Raw genomic sequence first — 25,147 nt, 5'->3', positions numbered from 1 at the left:
CTATTACAGTATCCTATCTTTATGTACCCATGATAATGATTATCAGGAGGATGACAAATGAGTAACAAGCTAAAATTTGATTACAGCAAAGCTCTTTCTTTTATCCAGCAGCACGAGATTGACTATTTAGCCGATCCGATTCGATTGGCCCATGATCAGTTACATAACAAATCAGGAGCAGGTTCCGACTATCTGGGTTGGATTGACCTGCCGGTTGATTATGATAAGGAAGAATTCGCTCGTATTCAACAAGCGGCCAAGAAGATCCAGTCCGATTCGGATGCGCTTGTTGTTATAGGCATCGGGGGTTCCTACCTTGGAGCCAGAGCGGCGATTGAAATGCTGTCCCACTCCTTCTACAACCTGCTGCCCAAGGATAAGCGCAAGACGCCTGAAATTTATTTTGTAGGCAATAACATCAGTTCGACGTATGTGACTCATTTGCTGCAGCTGCTTGAAGGCAAGGATGTCTCCGTCAATGTTATTTCCAAATCGGGCACAACTACAGAACCGGCTATTGCTTTCCGCATTTTCCGTGAACTGTTGGAGAACAAGTACGGTGTTGAAGAGGCGCGTAAGCGGATCTACGCAACGACGGATCATTCCAAGGGAGCCTTGAAGAAGCTGGCAACAGCTGAGGGTTATGAGTCCTTTGTAATTCCTGATGATGTAGGCGGACGTTATTCCGTGCTGACCGCTGTTGGCTTGCTGCCTATTGCTGCTGCCGGTGTCGATATTGAAGCCATCATGAAAGGCGCGGCGGATGCGAAGGAAGTATACAGCAATCCAAAGCTGGAAGAAAATGAGAGCTATCAATATGCGGCTGTTCGTAATGCCTTGTACCGTAAAGGCAAAACAACAGAAATTTTAGTTAACTATGAGCCTTCTTTGCACTTTGTATCGGAATGGTGGAAGCAGCTGTTTGGAGAAAGTGAAGGCAAGGACTTCAAGGGGATTTTCCCGGCTGCTGTTGATTTCTCAACAGATCTGCACTCCATGGGGCAATTCATTCAGGAGGGGAACCGTACGTTGTTTGAAACCGTGATCCAGGTTGCAGAAGCTGCAGAGCAAATTACAATTGGTACGGACGAGAATGACTTGGATGGGCTTAATTTCCTGAGCGGTAAAACGATGGATTTTGTTAACAAAAAAGCGTTCGAAGGCACGATGCTGGCGCACACAGATGGTGGTGTACCGAATCTGATCGTCACCATTCCGGATACAAGTGCATACACATTTGGATACATGGTTTATTTCTTCGAGAAGGCTTGCGGAATCAGCGGCTATTTGATGGGGGTCAATCCATTCGATCAGCCGGGTGTTGAGGCGTACAAGAAGAACATGTTTGCTCTGTTGGGCAAGCCTGGATACGAGAAAGAAAAAGCAGAACTGGAAGCCAGACTTACCAAGTAATGTATGATGCTGGATCGAGCGGCGCACCCTTAGCTTATTGATGGGTGTGCTGCTTTTTTGCAAATCAGGTACTGTAGTGAGGATAAGGAGGGAGCTTGCCAATGCTGGCTCAGTATAAAACAGTCAAAGGGCCGGGAATCGATGAGATGGTGATCAAGAAATCCCGGTTTATCGGACATGCGAGGCCAGTGGCTACAGAGGAAGAGGCTGTACGTTTTATCGAAAGCATCAAGCAGCAGCATAAGCTGGCTAATCACAACTGTTCGGCTTACATGGTCGGGCAGCGGGACGAGATCCAGAAGCAATCTGACGATGGCGAACCGAGCGGAACTGGAGGACGTCCGATTTTGGAGGTTATCAAGAATCAGGGCTTGAAAAACGTCGCCGTTGTGGTTACGCGTTATTTTGGCGGAATTATGCTGGGGGCTGGCGGACTGATTCGTGCTTATACCGATGGAGCTGTTATTGGTATCGCCGCAGCCGTCCCGGTCTATCAGGTGCTGCACAAGGAAATTAGGGTGGAGATCGATTATACGTGGCATGGCAAGATGGAGAACGAGCTGCGTGGTCGCAAAGTGCTGGTTGAAGACACCCATTTTACGGACAAGGTAACCCTGATCTGTTTGCCGACTGCAGGTGAAGCGGAAGCTTTTGTGGGATGGGTACAGGATGTTACACAGGGTCAAGGCGTGATTATACAGGGCGAAGAACGCTATATAGAGCATGCAGTAGGGAATCAGGATGGAGCGGGCATCATAGGCATATAAGCCCATTAATAAGCTCATATTACCGATATTTCCTCTTGCCATACCCTGATTAAATGATAAACTATGAGTTGTGAAGATTTTCCTGAGAGTATCCACAGAGAGCGAGTGAATGGTGTTGGCCAGAAAAGCAGTAGCGCAAGAGCTTAGTCGCGAAAGGATTCTGGAGGGAGCACGGCAGCTTTTCGCTGAACACGGGTATCAAACTTTAACGATGCGCAGTATCGCCCAAGCCATGGGATACAGTCACGGAGCGCTGTATTATCATTTTAAGGAAAAAGCGGATTTATTTTATACTTTGGTTAATGAGGATTTCAATATGCTGCTGAATCGTCAACGCGAGATGCTGGCACGTACCCGTATGGGTGATGTTGGACAATTGCAGAAGCTGATGCAGGAATTTATCAGGTTTGGTCTTGAGAATCCTTATCATTACGAAATTATGTTTATGATTAATGACCCGGAGCTGCAAAAATATTCCCGTACCGAGCAGGCTGAATGTCTCGATTTATTCGCGACAGTGGTGCGTTCCGTTATTGCCCGTCAACCGAATAATGAGTCGAAAATGTACAGCCTGCCCTGGAGTCTGTTCATGTCTATGCATGGATTTATTTCTTATAATATTCATTACAAGCAGTCGTATGAGGATGTCAAAAAGCTGGCCGAGCAGCATGTGAAGTTTTTGAGTGAAGGCTTGCTCAGCTAGAGGTGAATTGAACCAGAGCATGCCGCTGACGAGGTCCATCAAATTCACAAAAGTAAATACCTTGCCAACGACCAAGAATTAGGCGCCCGCCTGCTACGAGTATAGTTTGAGAGGAGCCGACAGTGATCGCCTTGAGATGGGCAGCCGTATTGCCTTCGGCGTGTTGGTATTGGGGATGCTCCCATGGATAGACTTCATTGAGACGCATAAGTACATCTCTTTTTACATCTGGATCGGCATTTTCATTAATGGTTATGCCTGCAGTCGTATGTGGGCAATAAATGACAGCGGTACCATCCTCGATTGCATCCTGCTTTAAGAGCCTGGTTATGTGTTGAGTGATATCGATCATTTCATCGCGGTGGTTGGTTTGAAGATGTAGGGTGTGAATCATGGAAATCGCCTCCTTGTCAGCCTATTATAAACTATCCTCGGTGTCATCACAAAACGTGGTATAATAAACGAATGACTACAAGAGGACAGGTTAGCCTATTGGCGAGCTGGGTCGGGAAAGGATGACAAGAGCCATGGATTTAACAGAAAATACGTTGGCCAACACGGAAATCATGATGGAAGAGATTAAAAAAAAGCTGCGGATGGCAAGCGGAGCTGCACTCAAGGCATCTTCATTGAACGATAATCAATATGAGGATTTGAAGGACCTGTACGAAATGGTAGCTGCTAAATCGAAATTCAGCATTAGTGAGATTGAAGCGATAACCGTTGAATTAGGCCGGTTGCGTAAAGTATAACGGTACAACTGTACAAGCAACTGGGTGTAGACTTCCATACTCTATAACGTAGCCTGAGACACGGTAACCCGTGCAACTCGGGTATGGTTTAAGAATGGAGGTTGATGACATGCGTCCTACGATTCTCAAGAAGGATGTTCAGAAGCTGCTGGGCAAGAACATTTATGCAATCAAAAAAGACGGAACAGCTGTAAGCGGCAAGCTGGTTCGCATCAGTGGAAACCGTTTGATCGTGGCTCCCTCAAAAGGTAAAGCGAGAGTATCGGCATTAATACCACTCGTATTATTCGATCTGTTGGCGGTTGGTACGGCCCCTTATGCCGGTTATGGTGGATATGGCTACGGTGGTTATGGCGGTTATGGTGGTTACGGTGGTTACGGTTACGGAAATCCTTTTTTCTTTTAACATGATTAAATAGGTCTGACTGCTTCCCTCAAGGAAGCAGTCAGGCTTTTTTTAAGAGATACAAATGATGAACGGCATTGCGCCCTAGCTCGTAGTGTGCTCCGTGCCGGTCATACTCAATAGTTCGTCGATAATCGCAGCCCTTCCATTAGGTGTCCAGCTCATGCGGACCCATTGCGGGATGGGCCTCACTTGATTGCTTTGGACGGCCTGAATAGAGTTCCATGCATGCGTCCTGCGCATGCGTTCATAGATAGCCTCGCTGCCAGCACGTACGTTTTTTTGCAGTACAAATACATAGTCAGCCTCCAGTGGTGGCAGCCATTCAGGCTGTACCTCCAGCGATAGAGAATTCAAGGGCACATTTCTTCCCGGCTTTAAACCAAGGTCATGATAAATCAATTCATTCAGTGGATGGTTGACAGTGCCATGGATTCGCACACAAGCGTGGGTAACCTGCATGACACTGACCGTCTTGTTCTCCATGCTATGGTGCAGCATACGCCGCGCGGACGTAACACGCAGAGCCAGCTGATTGAGCGTAGCTTCAGCTTCCTGATGCCTGCCAAGCATGGAGCTCAGCTTGCGATAATTGACAAGCCAATCCGGACTAGTCAGCAGTATTGATGATGCGGCCAGCTCGTTGAATTGATGATGGAAGCCCTGATGGTAACGATCTCCTATGATCAGGTCTGGCTGCGCACGAGCGAGCTCTTCCCATTGGGCAGCTAGCAGGTGCTCATATTCAGCATCGGACATCCCCGGATAGCGGCAGCAATTAATCGAAGCGACAGGCTCGATACCAAGCGATAGCATGTTATCATGTAACCGGGTGCAGGAAGCGACAGCAATCCTCATCCGGTTTCGCTTCATATACAATGTCGGAGATACACCTACGGTGCGATGGAACACACGGCTAAAATAAAATTCGTCTTCGTAGCCGACAGCTTTGGATACCTCCTTGATCCTACAATCCTGCTGACCCAGCAGCTCCTTTGCGTTGTCCATGCGCAGACGACTTAAATAAGCAACAGGAGTTTCTCCAACCGTTTTTTTAAATAATCGGGAAAAGGAGCTTGCTGTCAGTCCTGCCATTTTCGACAAGGTTTTCATCTCCAGCTGTTCATCAAGGTGTGTTTGCATATAAGCAAGTGCCTGCTCGATACCTTGGGCAGCAGGAAATTCATCCGGTTGTTGTTCCGTGGAATGCTCCATAATGGTAAGGAGCAGCTCCTGAAATTGTAAATGGTGCTTGAATGGATCATTGGGCTGGAGGCTGTCCTCATACAGCTGTTGAACTTTATGAAGAAGGGTATTCGATTTGCGGATAGGGATAAGGCCAAGGGGAAACAAAGGTGTGTCTGTGCCGTGTAAATTCAACCTTTTGTGACTGCCTGCGGCTGAGGGTATTGCTTGTGAACCGACATAGTGCTCAAGCTCCAGGGAGTAGTAGGCCAGGTTCTCGGACTCCACAGATAGCTCTATGTTCATGCCTGGAGTTAAATAATATAATTGCTGAGGTTCAAATTCATAACGCTTCTGATCTATGAGCACGGTGCCTTTGCCTTGGGTAATCAAGCAGAGCATCGAAACCGGAAAATGGCTATACTGCAGCTTGTACCGCTTATGATGCCGACGGCTGCGGATAGAGGTAAGAAAACATACAGAATGGGGCGTTGGGGAGCTGGGTTTATTTGTCATAAAAACGAGTCTCCAATCCAGAAGTTCGATTCAATCCTTATTAACGATAATGATTCTCAATAACATGATTAAAACAAGGATATTGTGCTTTGTCAATCCTTTTGGAAAGCAAAAACCCCTCATTCTCACAAATGAAGTGAAAACGAAGGGCAGTAAAATGAATAGGAACCCAGGTAACCGTCTATCGTATCAGCGTTGTATTTGGCTGCTGTTTATACGGCATTACGATTTGTGTACAACAAATAAATAAAGAACGGGGCTCCTACGGCAGAGGTAAACACACCTACAGGGATATCCAAAGGGAGAAAAAAGGTGCGGCCAACGAGATCGGCAACGACGACAATGATCGCTCCCAGCAGCGCAGAGACAGGCAGAATACTGCCGAAGCTGGTTCCGACCAGCTTGCGAGCCATATGTGGGGCCAGCAGTCCAACAAACCCGATACCACCGCCCACGGAAACGGCTGATCCGGCCAAGGCAACACTTAACAGCAGCAGCACCAATCGATTGCGCTCTACATGGCTTCCAGCGCTGGCAGCGACATCGTCCCCAAGCTGCTGAATATTGACGTGCCGAGCCAGCAGGAAGGCTAATGGAATCAGAATGACAGTCCACGGCAGCAGCGTAAAAACATTTTCCCAATTGGTTCCGTATACAGATCCCGTCAGCCATAGATAGGCTTGGCCCGCATCATTTTTGGGACTGAAAATGATCATCATCGTGGTCATGGCCGACATCAGGGTGGAGACGCCTACGCCAACCAGAATAAGGCGGAACGGGGTGACTCCTTTTTTCCAGGCAAGCGCATAGAGGACAACGGCCACAACGGCTGCTCCGAGCATGGCGGATACCGGAAGCAGTCGTATACTCATCGTTTTAGCAAAGTACGTCAGAAAGACAACAGCCGCTACGGAAGCACCACCTGTCACGCCCAATATGTCTGGTGACGCCATGGGGTTACGGATCATCCCTTGCAGGATCGCGCCTGAGGATGCTAATGAAGCCCCGATCAGCAGTGCCAGCAATATGCGAGGAAGACGCAGCTTTTGAATAATCATGGTTTGATCCTCAGCGCCTATCCCCAATACACTGCGAATGACATCAAGGGGCTGGATATACATCTCTCCAAGTCCTGTACTGACCACAAATGCGGTCGCGCATACAATGAGCAGCGCTGCAATGACGAGCACGGTTCTCTTATGAATTAAAAAGGATATACGCCCGCGGACAGAACGGATGGGGATATAAGGCTTCATGTTTTGGCAATCCCCTTTCGAGCCATATAGATAAAGAACGGAGCTCCGATCATAGCGGTCATAACACCAACCGGCATTTCTTCAGGAATCATAATAAAGCGGGCGCCCAGATCGGCCAAAATCAGCAAAATCGCACCGAGCAGCGCACAATAGGGAATGACCCAGCGATAATCCATGCCAACGAAAAACCGGGATATATGCGGAATGACAATGCCGATAAAACCGATGGGTCCGGCGACAGAAACGGAGCTGCCAGCGAGAACGACAATGATGATCGCGGCCACCGTCTTGATCACAACTGTACGCTGTCCAAGGCTCTTGGCGGTATCCTCACCCATCAGCAGTAAATTGACATCGCGTGCAATGACACAAGCGGCCAGCCAGCATACGATCATATAAGGAAGCACAGCAAGCAGCATGTCCGGTGAGCGTCCGGCGATGGATCCGGTTAACCAGAATAATACGCTGCTCAGTACTTGTTTGTTGACGACCAGCATCGCTTGTGTCAATGAAGAGAATAAAGCTGTCATCGCCGAACCGGCCAAAATAATTTTGATAGGCGTTAAGCCATCTCTTCCCATGGAGCCGAGCACGTACACAGCTGCTGCAGCGACAGCAGCTCCCAGGAATGAGATCCACATCAAAACGGAAAGCGAGGAGACGGATAGTACCGTTGCTGCGAATACGATGAAAAAAGTAGCCCCTGCATTCACACCAAGCACACTTGGCGCTGCAAGCGGATTGCGGGTTAATGCCTGCATCAGGGCTCCGGCAATAGCCAGACTGGCCCCGATGGCTGCTGCGATGAATGCCCGTGGCATGCGTGTCGTATGTATAATCACCTGTTCACGCACGGCTTCATCGTAATGCATGAGCGTTTGCCAAGCGGTGGCGAAACGGAAATTGGTAGCTCCAAACATAATGCTTGAGATTAGGCAAACCAGCAATAGTAAAGCGGCTGCGACCAATCCCGATACTCTCCAAAGATTAGCAGTCATGGATATCCTCCAGAAATGTCCTGATGATGCATAAGAGAGAATGAGCCCAAGGCTCATTCTCCTATGCGTTACTTCTATTCCATTAAAAATGATGAGATGAAGCTGAATCGTTTCTATTTGATCTCAAAATATTTATAAAGATCATCCAACAGCGATTTGGCTGCCATACTGCCTGCACCCAGATTCCATGTCACTACATCAACTTTAAAGTATTTACCGTTCTTGACACCCTTAAGGTCTTTCCAGAGAGGATGGGAGGTCCATTCCGATTGAGTCTTTCTTGCATTTGATCCATCATCCACCTGAGACGTGATATCAAAGATATAGTCGCCGTCCAGCTGTGGCATTTGCTCCTTGGAGGTCAGATTGATCACGGTTTTACCCTCAGCCTGCTGTGCCTTTGGTCTTGGCAATCCGAGCTCCTTGAAGATGGTGCCTGCAAAGCCGGTTGAGTAAATCCGAGCACTGCCATCCCGCTCGAAGCGAATAATCGATACTTCGGATTTGCCGATTCGATCTCCCATTTTTTGCTTAAATGTAGCGACTCCTGTATCCCATTCCTTGATGATTTTTGCTGCTTCATCCTGCTTATTCAAGGCTTCCGCAGCAATGTTCAGGTTTTCCTTCCAGGAAAATAAATCTCCCACAATGATGGTCGGTGCTATGGAATTAAGCTGTGGATATATTTTCTCATTCCTGGTCTTTTGCCCGATGATCAGGTCAGGCTTAAGAGCGATAATGGCTTCGATATTCGGCTGCAATTCATCACCGAGGTTTTTAACTCCATCCATCTTCGAACCCAAATACTTGTACCACGGTTTTTCATCCCACGATTCTACCGCGCCTACTGGCTTCACGTTTAAAGCAGTAGTGATGTCCACCATGCCGCTGAATAGGACAACAACGCGTTCAGGTACCTTTTTCAAGGTAGTGGTTCCCATAGTGTGGGTAATGGTTTTGTCATAAGCAGCGGCTGGCTTGGATGACGCTGCATCCTTTCCGGACGTAGTGCCAGTGGCTGCGCCTGTAGGCGCAGCTGGGCTCGATCCGCAACCAGCGGCAAACAATAATACAACGAATGCTAATAATAAGTGCAGCTGTTTCATTGGTGTTCCCCCTTGTTAAACTTTTGTTGCAAGCTTACAGCTTGTCATGTATGGTCAGAAATTGCTGGGCATCCTTGCGCGGACGCGGTGGAGGGATGAGCTCCGGATAGCCTATGTGCAGCAAGCCGACGATTTTCTCGCCTGGCTGCACCCCTACCGTTTCCCGAAAGCCAGGGTGGTAATTAAAGTTATTCGTCTTCCAGACGACGCCAAGTCCTTGTTCCCATGCGGCAAGCTGAAAGGTCTGTATCCAGGCGCTAGCGGCTGCATAATCCTCATCCCATTGCTTTTGCCGGGAATCCTCGTTCATTACTACAATCAAGTGCATGGGCACATGCAGAAAATAATCCATTTTCTTTTGAGCATACTTAACCCGATCTTCAGCACTATAGGTATCGACCATAGCTTTGGCCAGTGTGTCACGTGCTTCTTCCATATAAAGAATAAATCTCCACGGCTCCCGGACTCCATGAGTCGGTGCCCAGGCAGCGACATTCAGCAGCTCGATCAGCAGCTCCTTAGAAACAGGGTCGCTTTTGAACTGACGAATCGAGCGTCGCGATTTTATCAAATCAGCCATTGCGCCTGTACTTTGTGTATGTACTGATTCCATGACTTGGTAGCCTCCTTTTACTGCTCTATAATTGATAATGATTATCATTAGTCCTTATCCATCATAAAGATGATTTTAGTGATTGTACATATCTTAATTTGCCTGATTGGCTGGATTATTTTGTCCTGACAAACGAACAAAAAAAGAACCCATAGGGATGGGCTCCTTAGGTTAAGTCTATAGGCTGGCATGAGGGGATGGGCGAAACGGGTGCAAGAACATTTTGGGAATCGCCGTTTCGAAGCGAAGCAGCTCCCCCTTGGTCGGATGTATAAAGGCTAGAACGCGCGCGTGCAAACCAAGCCGGTTAATGATTTTCGACTTGGAGCCATACTTCTTATCACCGACCACAGGATGCCCGATATCCTCCATATGAACACGAATCTGATTTTTGCGTCCTGTTTCCAGATGAATATCCAACAAAGAAAAATTTCCGTTTGTTTGGACCAAGCGGTAATGGGTTATCGCTTGTTGTCCATCATTGGGGTACTGGCTGGAGTACATCTTAAGTGTGCTGCTTTCTTTGAGCCATGAGGTGATCGTACCTTCAATTTTTCGCACCTTGCCTTCAACCAGAGCTGTGTAGGAGCGCTCCTTGACCATGTCCTGCCATGCATTTTGCAACGTTTGCTGGACTTTCTCGCTTTTGGCGAATACCATTACTCCCGAGGTGTCACGGTCCAGTCGATGAACGATGAAAATCCGGTTGCGCGGATTTTCTTCACGAACATGCATCGTAAGCTGGCGATAGGCTGTGACCTCGTCTTCCTTGTGCGTCGCTGAAACCGACAGAATACCGGAATCCTTGTTAATGACGATGAGATCCTCATCCTCATGTAAAATGGTGAGGCCTAATATAGGTGATGCCTGTGCGGATTTATCCTTGCTAATACTGACGATATGTCCGGGCTTGAGTGCAAAATTATAGGTGGTTATAGTCCGATCATTCACTGAAACCTGCCCGCGGGCCAGAATGGATTTAACTGAATTACGTCCCATATTGGAGAGATGCTCCAATAAAAAAGTCAGCAGCTCCGCAGGCTCCGCCACCTTAAAGACGATAGGCTTGGAAGGGCCCTTATGTGAAGTAGTTTGCTTACTGGAAATATTGGCTTTGTTAGCTGGGCGTGGATTTCGATTTGCGCCTCGATTGGCCTTGGGTGGTTTACTCATTAGGTAGTTGTCGCTCCGATTCATTGGTTTGTTCCTATACTATACCATGTTCGGGAAGGCGGGAGAAGGTCGATGCAGGAAAAAGAGCGATTCGGAATAGAACATCAGTAGTTTAGGGAAGCGCAGAATGTCATCATTTAATGTACACCTTTACAGATGTGCAGCTGCAGTCGACTTTTTTGTGCGATCGACTGAAGGTGCAATAAATTTTATGACAATTTCATCCAGGACGTCGCACACGGATGCTCTTAAGGGTGTATGTCTGGGTCTGGGCAGCCATGGTTTAATTGCGTTATAATATAAAGCAGCTGTCGCCTACCCATGGAGGTATTACCGTGAATGTTGCATGTATAGGCTCTGAACGTGGCAGGACATCTGAGTAAGCAGCTGTAGGACGCAACCGATCAAAGACACCTGCTACAAGCGTCTTTTGTTCCTGAAAACAAATGAAGTGAGGGCTTGGCTTGAAAAACAATCTGTTTTATCGCATCCTGCTGTCGTATACCCCTATTTTTTTTGTTGTGATCTCGACGCTTATCGTTATTTTTTATATCAAAATCAATACGGAATCCCAAAATCAAATCAAACAGACAAATGAGGTTCTCGCCGGGCATATTAGCCGCACGATGGACTCGTCTTTGAAGCTGACCGAATATGTGATCCTTAACCAGCTGCTGACGGATGAGAAAATCAAGATGTTTTACAATGCCAAGGTTGAAATCACGCCCTTCCTTGCCTATGAAATTTCCAAGAAATTGAACGATATCTCCAGTATGTTTCCTTATCTGAACGATGTGTATGTGTATAACAAGACGACCAGTGAAATCATTACGAAAAATACCGTGTATATGAAAGACCAATTTTTGGATAAAGCGTTTATCGAAAAGATTCAAAGGGAGCCGCTTTCCTATCGCTGGACCGCTCCAAGACCTTATAAAGAATTTCAGGATACCAATACAACCGATGTCGTCACGTTATCCCAAAAGGTGCCGCTCTCCTTAACCGACCAGGGAATACTTGTAGCCAATGTAAGGGTCAGCAATATTAAGAACATGATTGAAGAATCGACCGATGCCACGATGAATAATGTGCTATTGCTGGATGCGGACAACAAACCTTTTTTCAGCCAAAAGCCTGTTAGCTTATCAGAAAGCTCCTTATTTAAAGAAAAGTCGGCCTACACCGGCTGGACCACCGTTACTGGACTGAAGGATTCGACCTCTTTGCACGCACTATTCCTTTTTTCGGATGCGTGGACTATTGTTGGAATTCTAACGATTATGATCGGGATTGCATGGTTAACGTATGTCACTCATCGTAACTATAAGCCTATCCAATCGATTATTAACAAAATCGATTCATTTTCGCTGCAAATGAACAAGAAAATAGGCGGCAGCAAGCCTGAGGAATTTAATTTTATTCTCACCGCGTTGGATAAGCTGATTGAGCAATCCAATGATTATGAGAAGCAGCATAAGGATGATTTGGTGCACCGCCGCAAGCTTTTTTTCCGGGATCTGGTTGATGGGACGAGGGCTGTTTCCGCGGAATATTGGAAGGCAGAGATGGAACGACTGGACCTGCCCTATGACTATATGAGCATGGCCGTAGTTATTGTAGAGCTGGATAAATACAAGGATTTTACGACGAATTACTCTTACCGCGACCAGCAGCTGTTCAAGTATGTGCTGAGCAACGTCATTGGGGAGATTTCGGCCGATTCGCCTGTATATATATGGAATGAATGGAGAGAAGCGAATCAATTGTGCTGCATCTGCTTGATGCAAGAGACAGGTAATTCCGGCAAGAATACCCGCTTAATTGAGATTTATGATGCCCTCAGAGTGTGGGTAGAGCATAATTTGCAGTTCACGATCTCTGTTGGCTTGGGTGAGGAGGTGCATAATGCCGCTGATATTGCCTTGTCTTATGAGAAGGCGCATGAAGCACTCAACTACAAATCCTCTTTGGGTTCCAATCGGATTATTGGGCATTGGGAGGTTGGACTGTCCCTGCGAGGTGATATTTATCCCTTCATGCAAATGACGCAAGCACTGGTACAGCAGTTTAAAATGGGCGATGATTGGAAGCCGCTGCTCACCGGTCTGTTCGGACGATTAAAGGAGCTTGTCATCTCCAATGAGGAAACCCAAAATATTTTAAATTATATGGTGTTTCATTTTCACAAGGAATTGCAAAAAATCGAAGAAGCCTCCACCGAATTTCAGATGGCAGATATCGTTTCTGAGATGAGCCGGGTTATTGAGCAGATAGATACCTTGGAAGAAATAGAAATTCAGCTTACCCTGCTATTGGACCGATTACACACGGCTCTTATTCGGTGGCAGGAGGAGCATTCGAATCATGCATTGATTGTCAGGATAAAGGATTATATCAATGTCAATTACACCAGCTCGGAATTGTCGTTGCAGCATCTGAGCGATAAGTTTGGTTTAAGCCCCCGATATGTCAGCAAGCTGTTCAAGGATGCGTATGGCGAAAAATTCGTGGACTATGTAACCTCGATCCGTATGGACAAGGCCAAGGAGCATTTGATTCAATCGACCGAGTCGGTACAGGAAATTGCTGAGCGTGTAGGTTATACCACCGATATCTCATTCATTCGTACCTTTAAACGAATTGTAGGGCAAACACCAGGAGAGTTCCGTAAATCATCCGGCTTAAGCTGACCAATGAACAAAATTGTATGTTAGCGAAAAAGGTTTATCCCGCTTCCGAGCGGGATTTTTTGCGTTCGTGTACGAAACGTTAGCGAGGGGAAACATGCATGTTGATGAGCCTGCCCATTCCATCATATAGTTCACTCAAGCGTTAAACAAGCAAGCTAATTAACTGACTTAACAAGGAACGGAGTGAACAAAGATGATGATTACGAAGAAACTATGGAGGCGCAATGTCGCGTTATACATGATGTTTCTTCCCGTGCTGCTGTTTTTTCTGGTATTCAAATATGCGCCGATGTTTGGATTCATTATTGCCTTTAAGGATTACAACTTTATGGGCGGTATCCTGAATAGTCCATGGGTGGGGCTCAAGCATTTCAATGCGATCTTCCATAATCCCCAAACCTTGCGGATCATTAAGAACACTGTAGTACTCAGCCTGCTGAATGTGGTAGTTGGCTTTCCTTTTCCGATCATCCTGGCGCTGCTTCTTAATGAAGCAAGGAAGATGTGGTTCAAGAGAGTGGTGCAAACCCTTGTTTATTTGCCGCATTTTTTCTCCTGGGTCATTGTGGGTGGCATTGTACTCACTGTCTTCTCCCAGCAGAATGGTGTTGTTAACCATTTTGTACAGCAAATTACGGGAGCGCCCTTCCCCTTTCTGTATGTGGAGGGCTCGTGGATTGCGATCTTCGTCAGCTCCGGCATCTGGAAGGAAGCTGGCTTCAGCGCCATTATTTATTTGGCTGCCCTGACCAGCATTGATCCTTCCCTCTATGAGGCAGCCAAGCTGGACGGTGCAGGCAAGTGGAAGCAAATTGTACATGTGACGATACCCGGCATCAGCTCGACGATCATGATCCTTTTTATATTGGCGATGGGTCGGGTGATGGAGGTTGGCTTCGATCAAGTATATATGCTGCAAAATTCAACAGTTACGAGTGTCTCCGAGGTCATAAGCACTTATATGTATAAGGTGGGCTTGATGGGTGCACAGTTCAGCCTGTCCACGGCACTTGGACTCTTTGAGTCGATGGTAGGATTACTGCTAATACTGAGTGTGAATGGCATCGCTCGGAAATATGACAAGGGCCTATGGTAGGAGGAACCAAGCATGAGAGATACATGGGGTGAACGGATTTTTTATGGATTTAATTATATCGTCTTGACCTTGGTGGCGCTAAGCTGCCTGCTGCCGCTGCTTTATTTGCTCTCTGTATCCTTAAGTGATTCACAGGCAGTGGCTTCTGGAAGCGTAACCTTATATCCGATTGGATGGTCGATCGAATCATTTCGCGCCTTATTCACAGGTACCAACATCAAAGGAGCATTCCAGAACAGCGTCATGCTGACACTGGTTGGTGTCGTGCTTAGCATGGTGTTTACGATTGCCGCAGCTTTTCCGCTGTCCCGGCGATATTTTATCGGAGCCCGCTTTTTCACACTCTTTATCGTGTTTACGATGATGTTCGGCGGTGGATTAATCCCAACCTACCTGATTGTCAAAGGTTTAGGGCTCATCAACACATATGGGGCGATCTGGTTTACAGGCTTGATCAGTGTTTATAACATGCTGGTGATGATGACTTTTTTCAAAAACATTCCCGGGGAGCTGGATGAGGCTGCACAAATAGATGGCTGCGGAGAATGGGGATATCTGTTCAAGGTTGTGTTGCCTTTGTCCGTACCAGTGCTTGCCGCGTTGAGCTTATTTTATGGAGTGGGTTATTGGAATGCCTTCTTCAATGTGTTGATCTATATCAACGATACGAGCAAATACAACATGGCCGTGCTTGTCCAACAGATGGTGCAAAGCCAATCCCTAATGGCTGAGCTGAACCAAAGCAGCTCCTCCGACCAAATGATGCTTACCCCCGAAGCCATCAAGGCTTCCGGTATTATAACGATGGTATTTCCGATGCTGGTCGTGTACCCGTTTGTGCAAAAATATTTTGTGAAGGGGATTATGCTGGGTGCCATCAAGGGATAAGGCTGATCAATAAATTGGCAACCTTTATTTTAGGGAGGTGGTTGGGAAGCTTTGCGGGGTTGGATCTGTTAAAATCTGAATGTTAACTATTCTGGAGGGTTGAATCGATGAATCATCTTAAAAAGAAGAAAACCATGGTGCTCAGCTTCACACTTATAGTCGCTCTGGCGGGAATATTGGCTGCATGCTCAAAGGATGAGGCCGCCAAAGGGACGCCCACCGCTGCCAAAGAAGAGGCAACTGCCAAACGCGGGCAGCTTACAGCCACCTTCTATGACCGGGGAACCGTACCGCAGCAGGTTGGGAATGTCGAGAAAAACAATTGGACGCAATATGTTAATGAGAAGGGCCCTGTAGATGTGAAGTTCGTTCCGATTCCGCGGGGAGAATCCGTGCAGAAGCTAAATGTTCTGTTTGCTTCCGGGTCAGCGCCAGATATCATTCATGAGTTCGATTCCCCTTTTCGTAATCAGCTCTATGCCACGAAGCAGGTACTGCCGATTGATGATTTAATTGAAAAAAACAGCACCGTCTATAAAAAATTACTGCAAAAATACCCGGAATTGAAAAAAGCCGCCACCAAGCCGGATGGCAAAATGTATGAGTTCGGCCGTGTACAGCGTTTAGTTGGCTTTCAGGCACTATTTATTCGCAATGATTGGCTTAAAAAGCTGAATCTCAAGGTGCCGCAAACGACGGAGGAATTGCTTCAGGTCGCGAAGGCTTTTGCCGAAATGGACCCCGATGGCAATGGGAAAAAGGATACCTACGGGATCGCCTTGAGCTCGGAAACTGGCGGCGCTGTGGATGCCATGTTCCAGAACTTCACTTGGGTAATCGATAATGACAAGCTGATCAAGGACTGGGAACGTGCAGAAACTGCGCTCGCTTTCAAGAAACAGATCTATGACAGCGGTTTGACAGACAAGGATTTTCTGGCGGATAAGAACGGACAAAAGTCGATTCAGGATTGGGTAAGCGGAAAAACCGGTATTTTCGTGGGCAGAACAATTGATACCGTTAATTTCAAAACCTATTACGAGCCTTTGAAGAAAAATGTCCCTACGGCAGAAGTGATTGCGATAAAACTGCCGCAGAGTAAATTCGGGCGTTTTGCCGTTGGCCTCAACAACCCTGTGCAAATGACGACGATGATCAATTCGACCACGAAGGATCCGGTTGCCGCTATCAAATACGTCGATTTTATGGCTTCCGATGAAGCGGCCAAAGCATTCCGCTATGGCTTCGAAAATGTCCATTACACAGTTGGGCCAAATGGATGCCCGGTTCAAAAGGATCCGGAAAAGTATAAAATGGAAATTTCCTGGAATGTGGATTTCCAGCTGCTGATGCAACAGATTGAAATGGGCGATTGTGCACAGGTAGAAGCTCAGCTCAACCAGGATGTGCCTTTGGAGAAGGAATTCATTGAATTGGTTAAGCAAAATAATGAAGCCAATATGGCTTCGGATGTGCAATATGGACGTGTAACAGCAGCGGAGCATTTCCCATCACTGCCGAGCGACCTGCAATTGATTTTAACCAATACGGCTCAAATCACGGATATTTATAACAAGGCTATTGTTTCCGGCAGTAATTATACGGTTGAGCAAGCGATGAAGGATGCCCGCAAAGCATGGGGAGATCTTGGCGGCAAGCAGCTAGAGGATTATTATGGCAAATGGTATTCCGAGCAAAAGGACAAAGCGTTTTTGGCGGCAGATATGATGAAATTTATGAAGAAGTAAGGAGGAAATAAGCATGATGCATTATGCAGACACATCAAGAGGGAGACATTATTCGAAGGATCCCGCAGTCGTGAAATATGCCGGACGCTATTGGATGTATTATTCCATACCTCCTCACCGGGATGGACGGGAGCCGGATGGCTGGGCAATCGGCATTGCGGCGAGCGACGATTTGAAGATGTGGGAGCGCGTCGGTGAAATGGCAGCGGAGCAGGCCTATGAGGCTAATGGCTTTTGCGCCCCAGGAGCTATTGTATTGGACGGGGCGATCCATCTGTTTTATCAGACCTATGGCAACGGTCCAAAGGACGCGATTTGCCATGCTGTATCGCATGACGGAATCCACTTTGAGCGAAATCGGACGAATCCGATCTTCTCGCCTACGGGTGACTGGAACAATGGCCGTGCTATTGATGCTGATGTCATTGTTCATGAGGATAAGCTGTTCCTATACTTTGCCACACGAGATCCATTAGGCGAGATTCAAATGCAGGGCGTAGCAACGGCTTCCCTCGACTCTGGCTTTGGAGCCGGGGCCTGGACGCAGCGCTGCGAGGAATCGATCCTGAGACCTACGCTCCCGTGGGAAGGCCAATGTATTGAAGCGGCCGCGATGTGCAAGCGCGATGGCAAGCTGCTTATGTTCTATGCAGGGGCCTATAACAATTGTCCCCAGCAAATAGGATGCGCCATCAGCGAGGATGGGATACGCTTTGAAAGGCTGTTCACAGAGCCTTTGCTTCCGAATGGCGAGCCAGGCAGCTGGAATTCCAGTGAATCCGGGCATCCGTTCCTCTTTGAGGATGAGGATCAACGAACTTATCTTTTTTATCAGGGAAATAACGATAATGGTAAAACCTGGTATTTATCCTTTGTGGAAATTGGATGGGAAGATAACGGCTTCATTCCGTTTATAAAAAGATGAGTTCATAGCCACCAAGAGTGGACTTTACAGAAAGCATCACTCCGTGCAAAGATACTGGCGCTAAGCAAAACAACATGGTCCCATTGACGAAAACCCGGTGCTGAGGCATCGGGTTTTCTGTTGGCTACAGCTGGGAGAACCTGCGGTATTGTGAAGCGGTCATTCCTTCCCTCTCGCGGAACACCCTGCTGAAATAATGCAAATCGTCAAAGCCTGCTTCCCGCGCGACAGTCTCGATCTTCTCATCCGTCTCACGCAGCAGCCGCTTGGCCTCACGATGCCTTACCGCATTCAAATATTTGAGTGGGCCGACGCCCATCATATCCTTAAACAGCTTTCCCATATAATCCTCGTGCACATTCAAGTACTTGGCCATGTCCGCATTTGTCCATTTCATCCGGTATCCGGTTTCCAGCTTATTGGCAAGCTCGACTAGCAGTTGCTCGTACTTCGGATGAACCGTTCTGGTGCTGCGTGACTGGAGCCTTACCAGCTTGGCAAACAAATGCAGCAGCAAGCCTCTGCATGCATATTCAAAGCCCGTCTTGCGCTCATTCCATTCGTCGATAATGGCTTCCATGAGAGCCACAACAACCGGAGGCGGGGAAAGCAGCTCGAACGTAAACAAAGGCTCACCGTTCAGCACGGGCATCTTACAGAAGGGATGCTCAGGCGGCCTGAGCTCATTTACGATAATATCCTCATCCGCTTTGACCTTCAGCTCCCCGAAGAAATCATAATGGAGGCCGAGCAGCTGCACGTAGGGATCGGTTATAATCTCGATTTCATGCATCATGCCTGGCGGCTGCAGCAGCAAGTGACCGGCAGTCACGGAAATGCTGGTATCCGCTTGGCCGGAATACACTCGCAGTTCACCCTGAACCACATATAGCAGCTCAAAATCATAGGTGCGCCGCCTCCAATCGAACTTGGGAGAACGCTGATGCCGCTGGGCCCAGTGGACAGTTGGAGAAAGCTCCTCCCATGTGGCGATTCGTTGGGTAGCGTGAAGCGCCGGTTCGTTCAATCGGTATCCCTCCTTTCGATCATAAAAAGCAAATACCTATATCGGAAAAGTCCAAAATTTACTCTCTTTTGTGGAAATCATATTTGTTTTGACCATGGTATCATAGCCTTATAACCTATGACAAGGAGAGAAAATATGAGCGAAACTATGCAAAACGATGATCATAACGAAGCCTATACTCTAACTGAAGAGCAATTAAATGCATACCTGAAGGACGGACATATCATGGTTAGGGGCTTGGCCAGCGAAGCGTTGGTCAATCACTACCGTCCTCTGATTACTGAGGAAGTGAAAAGGCTCAATCGGGAAACACGTCCGTTGGAGGAACGAGACACGTATGGCAAGGCATTCCTGCAGATTCAAAATCTCTGGGAGTTCAGCGAGATGGTAAAACCGTTTGTTTTTGCCAGGCGCTTCGCCAAGGTAGCCGCTGAGCTGATGGGTGTTCGCGGTGTAAGGATGTATCATGACCAGGCGCTGTTTAAAGAGCCGGGCGGCGGTCATACCCCCTGGCATCAAGATCAAATCTATTGGCCGGTTGACACCGACAATACGGTTACGCTTTGGATGCCGCTTGTCAATATTCCCATGGAGGTCGGCTCCATGACCTTCGTATCCGGATCGCATAAGCATGGCTATATCAGCAAAATGGAAATATCCGATCAATCCCACAAAACCTTGAAGGATTATATTGAAAAAGAGCAGTTGCCGCAGATCTGCTATGGTGCCATGCAAGCAGGTGATGCAACGTTTCATGCAGGCTGGACGCTTCATAGCGCTCCGGGGAATCCAACGCCAAGCACCAGGGAAGTCATGACGATCATCTACGTGGCAGATGAAACTCGCGTTCTGGAGCCTGACACCAACGCACGTTGGAAGGATTTGAGCAAATGGATGCCGGGGCTCCAGCCCGGAGATCTGATCAACAGCCCGCTTAATCCGCTTATGTACCGTGAAGATAATTAATAAGGCTTAATAAAACCACAGACCTGCTTCTTTGACCGCTGTCAGAAGCAGGCCCTTTTGTATGAACATGAGTGATAGATAAGCGAACAATCTTTCATTCCACTGCCGAAAGCAGGTAGATATAATGAAGGCCAAGAACCTTGGCCAAGAACCTTTGAAATGAGGAAATCCACATGTTCAACAACAAAACTCCGCAAACCTACTGTAATCCTTTGGTCATTCCGGATTACCCGCGCGGAGGCGAGAGCTATAACCCTGAGCAGCGCGACTTTCGGGAGTTGGCAGATCCATCGGTTATTTTTTACGATAATAAATGGTATTTGTATCCCACCTGTGGCATGGCTTATGTCAGTGAGGACTTTGTGACCTGGACCTTTCACCGAATCGAGCCGTACTTTATGTTCGCGCCAACCGTTGCCGTGCACAACAACCGCTTCTATCTCGTTGGCAATCTGACCCCGCTTTATGTGGCTGACGATCCACTCGGTCCCTTCACAGAGCTGGGCTCATTTCGAACTGTTGCAGGCGAACCGTTACAAGTGCTTGACCCGATGATTTTCCCGGATGATGACGGGCGGCTTTATTTGTACTGGGGGCTTAGCGACCCTGGGATTTTCGGTGCTGAGCTTGACCCAGCCGACCCTTGCCAGTTGCTTACAGAGCCGAGGTTCCTGTTTGCCTTTAATCCGGAGCATGAATGGGAGCGGTTTGGTGAATGGAACGAAAACAAGTATACCAGTAGCATTGAAGGCCCCTGGATGGCAAAAGTGAATGGCGTGTACTACCTTACTTACTGTGGTCCGGGTACTGTATACAGCACCTACGCAATGGGAACCTACACATGTAGCTATCCATTAGGTGAGTTCACGTATGCCGCCCGAAATCCGATTCTAAGCAATAAGCACGGTCTAATCAAAGGTCCCGGACATGGCTGTATTGTAGCCGGACCTGGGGAAACGCTATGGGCTTTTTATACGATATGTGTTTGCTATGAGCATAAATTCGAGAGGCGTATTGGGGTCGATCCTGCCGGAATTGACGAGAACGGCAATCTTTATGTGCTTGGCCCCTCCGAAATTCCTCAGCATGCACCTGGTGTACTGCCGAGTCCGCAACTGAACAACAATACAGGCTGGCTGCCACTCACCTTCTGCAACCCACGGCAAGCCACGAGCTGCGTGGAAGGGCGCAATCCCGTCTATGCTTTCGACGATAGTCTGCTCACCTGGTGGCAGCCCTCCCCAGAGGATAGAGAGCGGGAATTGACCGTGGATTTCCGCGCTTTGTTTGAAGTTAGAGCATTTCGCATCATGTGGCGGGACGTGCAACTGGATTATGACAACGACCTCTTGCCTGGTCCTTTTGGATACATCATCGAGGTGTTGGCAGAGTTACCGCCAGAGCAATCGGTAGAGCAACCTCCAAAGCAGCCCCTACACTGGGTCCCGGTTATTGATAAAAGCGACAATGATACCGATTTGTTGATTGATTATTTGGAAATCGCAGGTATTCAGGCGCGTTCTGCACGATTAAAAATTATCAGCACCCCACCGGGCATCGAGCCCGGAGTTGTCAATTTCACAGCATTTGGAACGGCGTTTTCGAAATAGTAAGCAAAGAGTGAACATAAGTGATGGATAAGTGAACAATCCTTCATTCTCTTAGCAGGAATGGGTAGCTATAATTAATCCTGCAAACACAATTTGGGAGGTCGACTATACCATGTTTAAGCTGAAGAAATCGGGGATTACGCTGGTCATGTCTGTATTGCTGGTGTTTACGAGCGCTTGCGCTTCTACCAAGGAGGGCTCTAGCGGAAGTACGGCTCCGGAAAAAACAGAAATCAAAACCGAAGCCAAGGAATTGACGGTAGCCTGGTGGGGGACGCAAACCCGCCATGATTTAACCCTGAAGGTCATTGATTTGTTCCAGAAAAAGTATCCGAACGTCAAGGTAAATACGCAATATCAAGCGATTGACGGGTATACCGATAAAATCAATGTACAATTCTCGGCGGGAAATGCTCCGGATGTTATTCAATTCGGAGGAGACCTCCCTGAGTTTGTACGTAAGGGAGTGGTTCTGAACCTGGATCCATATGTAGGAAAAGCATTAAATGTGACAGATATCGATAAAACGATGAACGATTCCGCCAAATTCGATGGTAAGTTATATGGGGTTGCGCTTGGCGCCAATGCCCGGGGAATTGTTGTCAATAATACGCTGCTTCAGAAATATGGTCTGGCTGTGCCGGGAAATGATTGGACCTGGGAGGATTTGAAAAAGCTTGGCATTCAATTCTCGGCAGCAGCGGGCAATAATGCTTACTTGCTCAAAGGTTTTGACAGCGATCTGAACGGGCTGGAATATTTCCTGAACCAGAGAGGAAAATCGATTCATAATAATGGTGTTATCGGCTTCACGAAGCAGGATATTTTGGAATGGTTTTCACTTTTTGATGACCTTCGTAAAAATAAAGTCATCCCTCCTTCCGACTTCCAAACGGCCGAGCCCAAGGAAATCGAAAGATCCTATCTGGCAACCGGGAAAATTGCGATGGCTCATATCCCGAGCAACACTATAGTCGGCTATCAGGCAGCAACGAAGGACCAATTGACACTGCTGGATTACCCGCACGGAGCAAAGGGCGGCGGTGTGCCGCTTCGTCCAAGCATGTATATGGCGGGTTATGCCAAAACCAAGAACCCCGAGGAAGTGGCTGCTTTCCTGAACTTCATGGTGAACGATCCGGAAGCAACCGCCATTCTGGGCAGCGAGCGCGGCATTCCTGTTACTGCCAAGGTTCGTGACCAAGCGAAAAAGAGTGTAGGACCAGCGGACAAGCTCGTATACGATTACGTGGATTATATCGGTAAAACCTCTACCTTCGCCTATACACCGGATTTGCCGGGAGCAAGCGAAACCTCTAAGTTGTTCCAGGTTACAAGCGATAAAATCGGCTTTAACCAACTGACAGTGGAAAAAGCAGTAGATGAGTTTTGGGTGGAGCTGGATAAGATTCTCAAGAAATATGTGAAATAACAGCAATTCAATGCGGATGGGAGCCATTGACATGGCTCCCGCCTTTTTAAAGGAGTGCAAACATGATGTCCAAGCGCATTACCCCCATCAGGGGAAAATGGAAGAGCAATCAGGCAGGCTATTTATTTCTTCTGCCGTGGCTTATCGGTTTTTTTGGACTTACTCTTATCCCGATGCTCAGCTCCTTGTATTTATCCTTTACTTCCTATGATCTCCTGACACCGTCACAATGGATCGGGTTGGATAACTATAAGCATATTTTCATGGCCGACAAGTCCTTGGTCGATTCGATTCAAACTACCTCTCTTTTTGTCATCCTATCGGTACCGGCCAAATTGAGCTTCGCTCTGATCGTGGCGATTATTTTGAATAAACAAATTGCGGCCGTAAAGCTCTACCGTACAGTGTTCTATATTCCATCATTGCTTGGAGGCAGTGTGGCGGTCTCTATCCTGTGGAAAAAAATCTTTGATGGCGATGGACTTGTCAACCAACTGCTGGCGCTTGCCGATATCAAAGGAGCGGCATGGATCTCTCATCCGAGCTATGCGATTTATACATTGGTTGCCTTAATGACCTGGCAGTTCGGCTCCTCGATGGTTATTTTTCTTGCCGGACTGAAGCAAATTCCTGCCGAATTGTATGAAGCTTCCGCAGTGGATGGCGCAGGCTTAATCCGGCAATTTTTCCGGATCACCATTCCGCTGTTATCACCCGTTATTTTTTTTAATCTGATTTTGCAGTTTATTCATACCTTCCAAACGTTCACACCGGCTTTTATTATTAGCGGGGGAACGGGCGGCCCCATTAACTCCACCTTGCTATACACGTTGTATTTGTATATGAAGGGTTTCACCTTTTTCGAAATGGGCTATGCTTCTGCGATGGCTTGGCTTTTATTGCTCGTCATCTCAATTTTTACAGCTATTCTGTTCATCACGTCCAAATACTGGGTTCACTATGAAGATGGGGGGAGATGAATTTGGCAGCTACGTCGCGAATGCGCAAGATCAGCTTGCATATCGGCATCTCACTGATCGGAATTGTGATGCTGTATCCCGTATTATGGCTGTTATCCAGCTCACTCAAGCCGAATGCTTTGATTTTTACGGAGCCTGGCTTGTGGCCCAAGGAAATAACGTTCAACAATTATATAAAAGGCTGGTTTTCCGTCAGGAATTCCAACTTTGGCGTCTTTTTTTGGAACTCCGCCAAAATTAGCCTGATCAGCGTTCTGGCAAATGTGATTACCTGCTCGATGGCTGCTTATGCATTTGCCCGGATTGATTTTTCACTGAAAAAGCTTTGGTTTTCCCTGCTATTGTTAACCCTTATGCTTCCCGAGCAGGTAACATTAATTCCCAAATACATTCTTTTTCATGAGCTGGGCTGGATTAATTCGATTCTGCCACTGATCGCGCCCAAGTTTCTCGCGGTTGAATCGTTTTTTGTATTCCTGATGATTCAATTTATTCGGGGACTGCCCAAGGAACTCGACGAGAGCGCGACCATTGACGGTTGTGGTTATACTGGCATTTATCTAAGAATTATTCTTCCTTTAGCGGTGCCCGCCTTGATTACGACAGCCTTGTTCACATTTATCTGGACGTGGGATGATTTCTTTGGTCCTCTGCTCTACTTGAACTCTTTACAGCAATTTACCGTTCCGCTCGGCCTGCGGTTGTTTCTGGACTCCGAGGGGCAATCCAACTGGGGAGGGCTTTTCGCGATGTCAGCTCTATCGCTGCTGCCTGTGGTCATCGTATTTTTCTCCAGCCAAAAATATTTTGTTGAAGGTATCGCCACGACCGGCATTAAGGGATAACCAGACGCTGTGTCAGGTATGATATGGTAAAATGAGGCTAGATTATGTAAAA

General features: G+C 47.4%; 23 protein-coding genes. 15 read left to right on the top strand and 8 right to left on the bottom strand.

The annotated features are described in order from the left end of the window. Positions 1 to 57: 57 nt before the first annotated feature. From NST47_RS34975 to NST47_RS34965, 3 genes are all read left to right on the top strand, one after another. Positions 58 to 1,413, top strand: coding sequence for a glucose-6-phosphate isomerase (locus tag NST47_RS34975; RefSeq protein WP_341159237.1), 1,356 nt, complete (start codon positions 58 to 60; stop codon positions 1,411 to 1,413). A gap of 101 nt (positions 1,414 to 1,514) precedes the next feature. Then, complete coding sequence (locus NST47_RS34970; protein WP_341159236.1) at positions 1,515 to 2,180, top strand: YigZ family protein; 666 nt, start codon at positions 1,515 to 1,517, stop codon at positions 2,178 to 2,180. A gap of 115 nt (positions 2,181 to 2,295) precedes the next feature. Beyond that, positions 2,296 to 2,883: a TetR/AcrR family transcriptional regulator gene (locus NST47_RS34965; protein ID WP_262688379.1), complete on the top strand. Its 588-nt coding sequence runs from the start codon at positions 2,296 to 2,298 to the stop codon at positions 2,881 to 2,883. On the opposite strand, the gene NST47_RS34960 is transcribed toward NST47_RS34965, so the two are convergent. Beyond that, on the bottom strand, positions 2,876 to 3,277 hold the full coding sequence (locus tag NST47_RS34960; RefSeq protein ID WP_341159235.1) for a secondary thiamine-phosphate synthase enzyme YjbQ: 402 nt from the start codon (positions 3,275 to 3,277) through the stop codon (positions 2,876 to 2,878). The genes NST47_RS34965 and NST47_RS34960 overlap by 8 nt on opposite strands. Before the next feature lie 133 nt (positions 3,278 to 3,410). On the opposite strand from NST47_RS34960, the gene NST47_RS34955 reads away from it, so the two are divergent. Together NST47_RS34955 and NST47_RS34950 are read left to right on the top strand one after the other, a co-directional pair. After that, positions 3,411 to 3,635, top strand: a complete 225-nt coding sequence (locus tag NST47_RS34955) for a DUF1128 domain-containing protein (protein WP_076229669.1) — start codon at positions 3,411 to 3,413, stop codon at positions 3,633 to 3,635. A gap of 109 nt (positions 3,636 to 3,744) precedes the next feature. Continuing rightward, positions 3,745 to 4,041, top strand: a complete 297-nt coding sequence (locus tag NST47_RS34950) for a hypothetical protein (protein ID WP_341159234.1) — start codon at positions 3,745 to 3,747, stop codon at positions 4,039 to 4,041. 84 nt (positions 4,042 to 4,125) lie between these two features. Here the strand turns inward: NST47_RS34950 and NST47_RS34945 are convergent, their stop codons facing one another. The 6 genes from NST47_RS34945 to NST47_RS34920 all read right to left on the bottom strand — a co-directional run bounded on the left by NST47_RS34945 (position 4,126) and on the right by NST47_RS34920 (position 10,888). Next, entirely contained in the window at positions 4,126 to 5,742 is a 1,617-nt protein-coding gene (locus NST47_RS34945) for a helix-turn-helix domain-containing protein (RefSeq protein WP_341159233.1), read from the bottom strand. Between the two features lie 212 nt (positions 5,743 to 5,954). After that, the gene (locus NST47_RS34940) at positions 5,955 to 6,998 is read right to left on the bottom strand and encodes a FecCD family ABC transporter permease (protein WP_341159232.1); all 1,044 of its coding nucleotides are present in this window, start codon (positions 6,996 to 6,998) and stop codon (positions 5,955 to 5,957) included. Further along, positions 6,995 to 7,996: a FecCD family ABC transporter permease gene (locus NST47_RS34935; RefSeq protein ID WP_341159231.1), complete on the bottom strand. Its 1,002-nt coding sequence runs from the start codon at positions 7,994 to 7,996 to the stop codon at positions 6,995 to 6,997. Before NST47_RS34935 ends, NST47_RS34940 begins: the two co-directional genes overlap by 4 nt. A 113-nt stretch (positions 7,997 to 8,109) precedes the next feature. After that, positions 8,110 to 9,102: an ABC transporter substrate-binding protein gene (locus tag NST47_RS34930; RefSeq protein WP_341159230.1), complete on the bottom strand. Its 993-nt coding sequence runs from the start codon at positions 9,100 to 9,102 to the stop codon at positions 8,110 to 8,112. Positions 9,103 to 9,136: 34 nt separating this feature from the next. Beyond that, a complete protein-coding gene (locus NST47_RS34925) occupies positions 9,137 to 9,715 on the bottom strand; it encodes a nitroreductase family protein (RefSeq protein WP_341159229.1) in 579 nt (192 codons plus the stop codon). Between the two features lie 177 nt (positions 9,716 to 9,892). Next, positions 9,893 to 10,888 (bottom strand): RluA family pseudouridine synthase, encoded by a 996-nt coding sequence (locus tag NST47_RS34920; protein WP_341159228.1) that lies wholly within the window; start codon positions 10,886 to 10,888, stop codon positions 9,893 to 9,895. Between the two features lie 464 nt (positions 10,889 to 11,352). Here NST47_RS34920 and NST47_RS34915 point away from each other — a divergent pair, with 464 nt between their 5' ends. The 5 genes from NST47_RS34915 (at position 11,353) to NST47_RS34895 (ending at position 18,235) form a co-directional block, all read left to right on the top strand. After that, positions 11,353 to 13,578, top strand: a complete 2,226-nt coding sequence (locus NST47_RS34915) for a helix-turn-helix domain-containing protein (protein WP_341159227.1) — start codon at positions 11,353 to 11,355, stop codon at positions 13,576 to 13,578. A gap of 193 nt (positions 13,579 to 13,771) precedes the next feature. Then, the gene (locus NST47_RS34910) at positions 13,772 to 14,674 is read left to right on the top strand and encodes an ABC transporter permease (protein WP_445667429.1); all 903 of its coding nucleotides are present in this window, start codon (positions 13,772 to 13,774) and stop codon (positions 14,672 to 14,674) included. 12 nt (positions 14,675 to 14,686) lie between these two features. Continuing rightward, entirely contained in the window at positions 14,687 to 15,562 is an 876-nt protein-coding gene (locus tag NST47_RS34905; RefSeq protein ID WP_341159226.1) for a carbohydrate ABC transporter permease, read from the top strand. Between the two features lie 107 nt (positions 15,563 to 15,669). Next, positions 15,670 to 17,310, top strand: a complete 1,641-nt coding sequence (locus tag NST47_RS34900) for an extracellular solute-binding protein (protein ID WP_341159225.1) — start codon at positions 15,670 to 15,672, stop codon at positions 17,308 to 17,310. Between the two features lie 13 nt (positions 17,311 to 17,323). After that, complete coding sequence (locus NST47_RS34895; RefSeq protein ID WP_341159224.1) at positions 17,324 to 18,235, top strand: family 43 glycosylhydrolase; 912 nt, start codon at positions 17,324 to 17,326, stop codon at positions 18,233 to 18,235. 124 nt (positions 18,236 to 18,359) lie between these two features. On the opposite strand, the gene NST47_RS34890 is transcribed toward NST47_RS34895, so the two are convergent. Further along, complete coding sequence (locus NST47_RS34890) at positions 18,360 to 19,262, bottom strand: helix-turn-helix transcriptional regulator (protein WP_341159223.1); 903 nt, start codon at positions 19,260 to 19,262, stop codon at positions 18,360 to 18,362. Positions 19,263 to 19,397: 135 nt separating this feature from the next. On the opposite strand from NST47_RS34890, the gene NST47_RS34885 reads away from it, so the two are divergent. From NST47_RS34885 to NST47_RS34865, 5 genes are all read left to right on the top strand, one after another. Beyond that, entirely contained in the window at positions 19,398 to 20,228 is an 831-nt protein-coding gene (locus tag NST47_RS34885; protein WP_341159222.1) for a phytanoyl-CoA dioxygenase family protein, read from the top strand. A gap of 173 nt (positions 20,229 to 20,401) precedes the next feature. Next, the gene (locus NST47_RS34880; protein ID WP_341159221.1) at positions 20,402 to 21,838 is read left to right on the top strand and encodes a family 43 glycosylhydrolase; all 1,437 of its coding nucleotides are present in this window, start codon (positions 20,402 to 20,404) and stop codon (positions 21,836 to 21,838) included. A gap of 112 nt (positions 21,839 to 21,950) precedes the next feature. Then, positions 21,951 to 23,270: an ABC transporter substrate-binding protein gene (locus NST47_RS34875; protein ID WP_341159220.1), complete on the top strand. Its 1,320-nt coding sequence runs from the start codon at positions 21,951 to 21,953 to the stop codon at positions 23,268 to 23,270. Positions 23,271 to 23,335: 65 nt separating this feature from the next. After that, complete coding sequence (locus NST47_RS34870) at positions 23,336 to 24,250, top strand: carbohydrate ABC transporter permease (protein WP_445667428.1); 915 nt, start codon at positions 23,336 to 23,338, stop codon at positions 24,248 to 24,250. Continuing rightward, positions 24,247 to 25,095 (top strand): carbohydrate ABC transporter permease, encoded by an 849-nt coding sequence (locus NST47_RS34865; RefSeq protein WP_341159218.1) that lies wholly within the window; start codon positions 24,247 to 24,249, stop codon positions 25,093 to 25,095. The genes NST47_RS34870 and NST47_RS34865 overlap by 4 nt, the downstream gene beginning before the upstream one ends. Positions 25,096 to 25,147: the final 52 nt, after the last annotated feature.

The sequence above is a fragment of the Paenibacillus sp. FSL H8-0034 genome, assembly GCF_038000305.1.
In the GTDB taxonomy this organism is placed as follows: domain Bacteria; phylum Bacillota; class Bacilli; order Paenibacillales; family NBRC-103111; genus Paenibacillus_S.
This window is presented reverse-complemented; position numbering and strand designations above follow the sequence as displayed.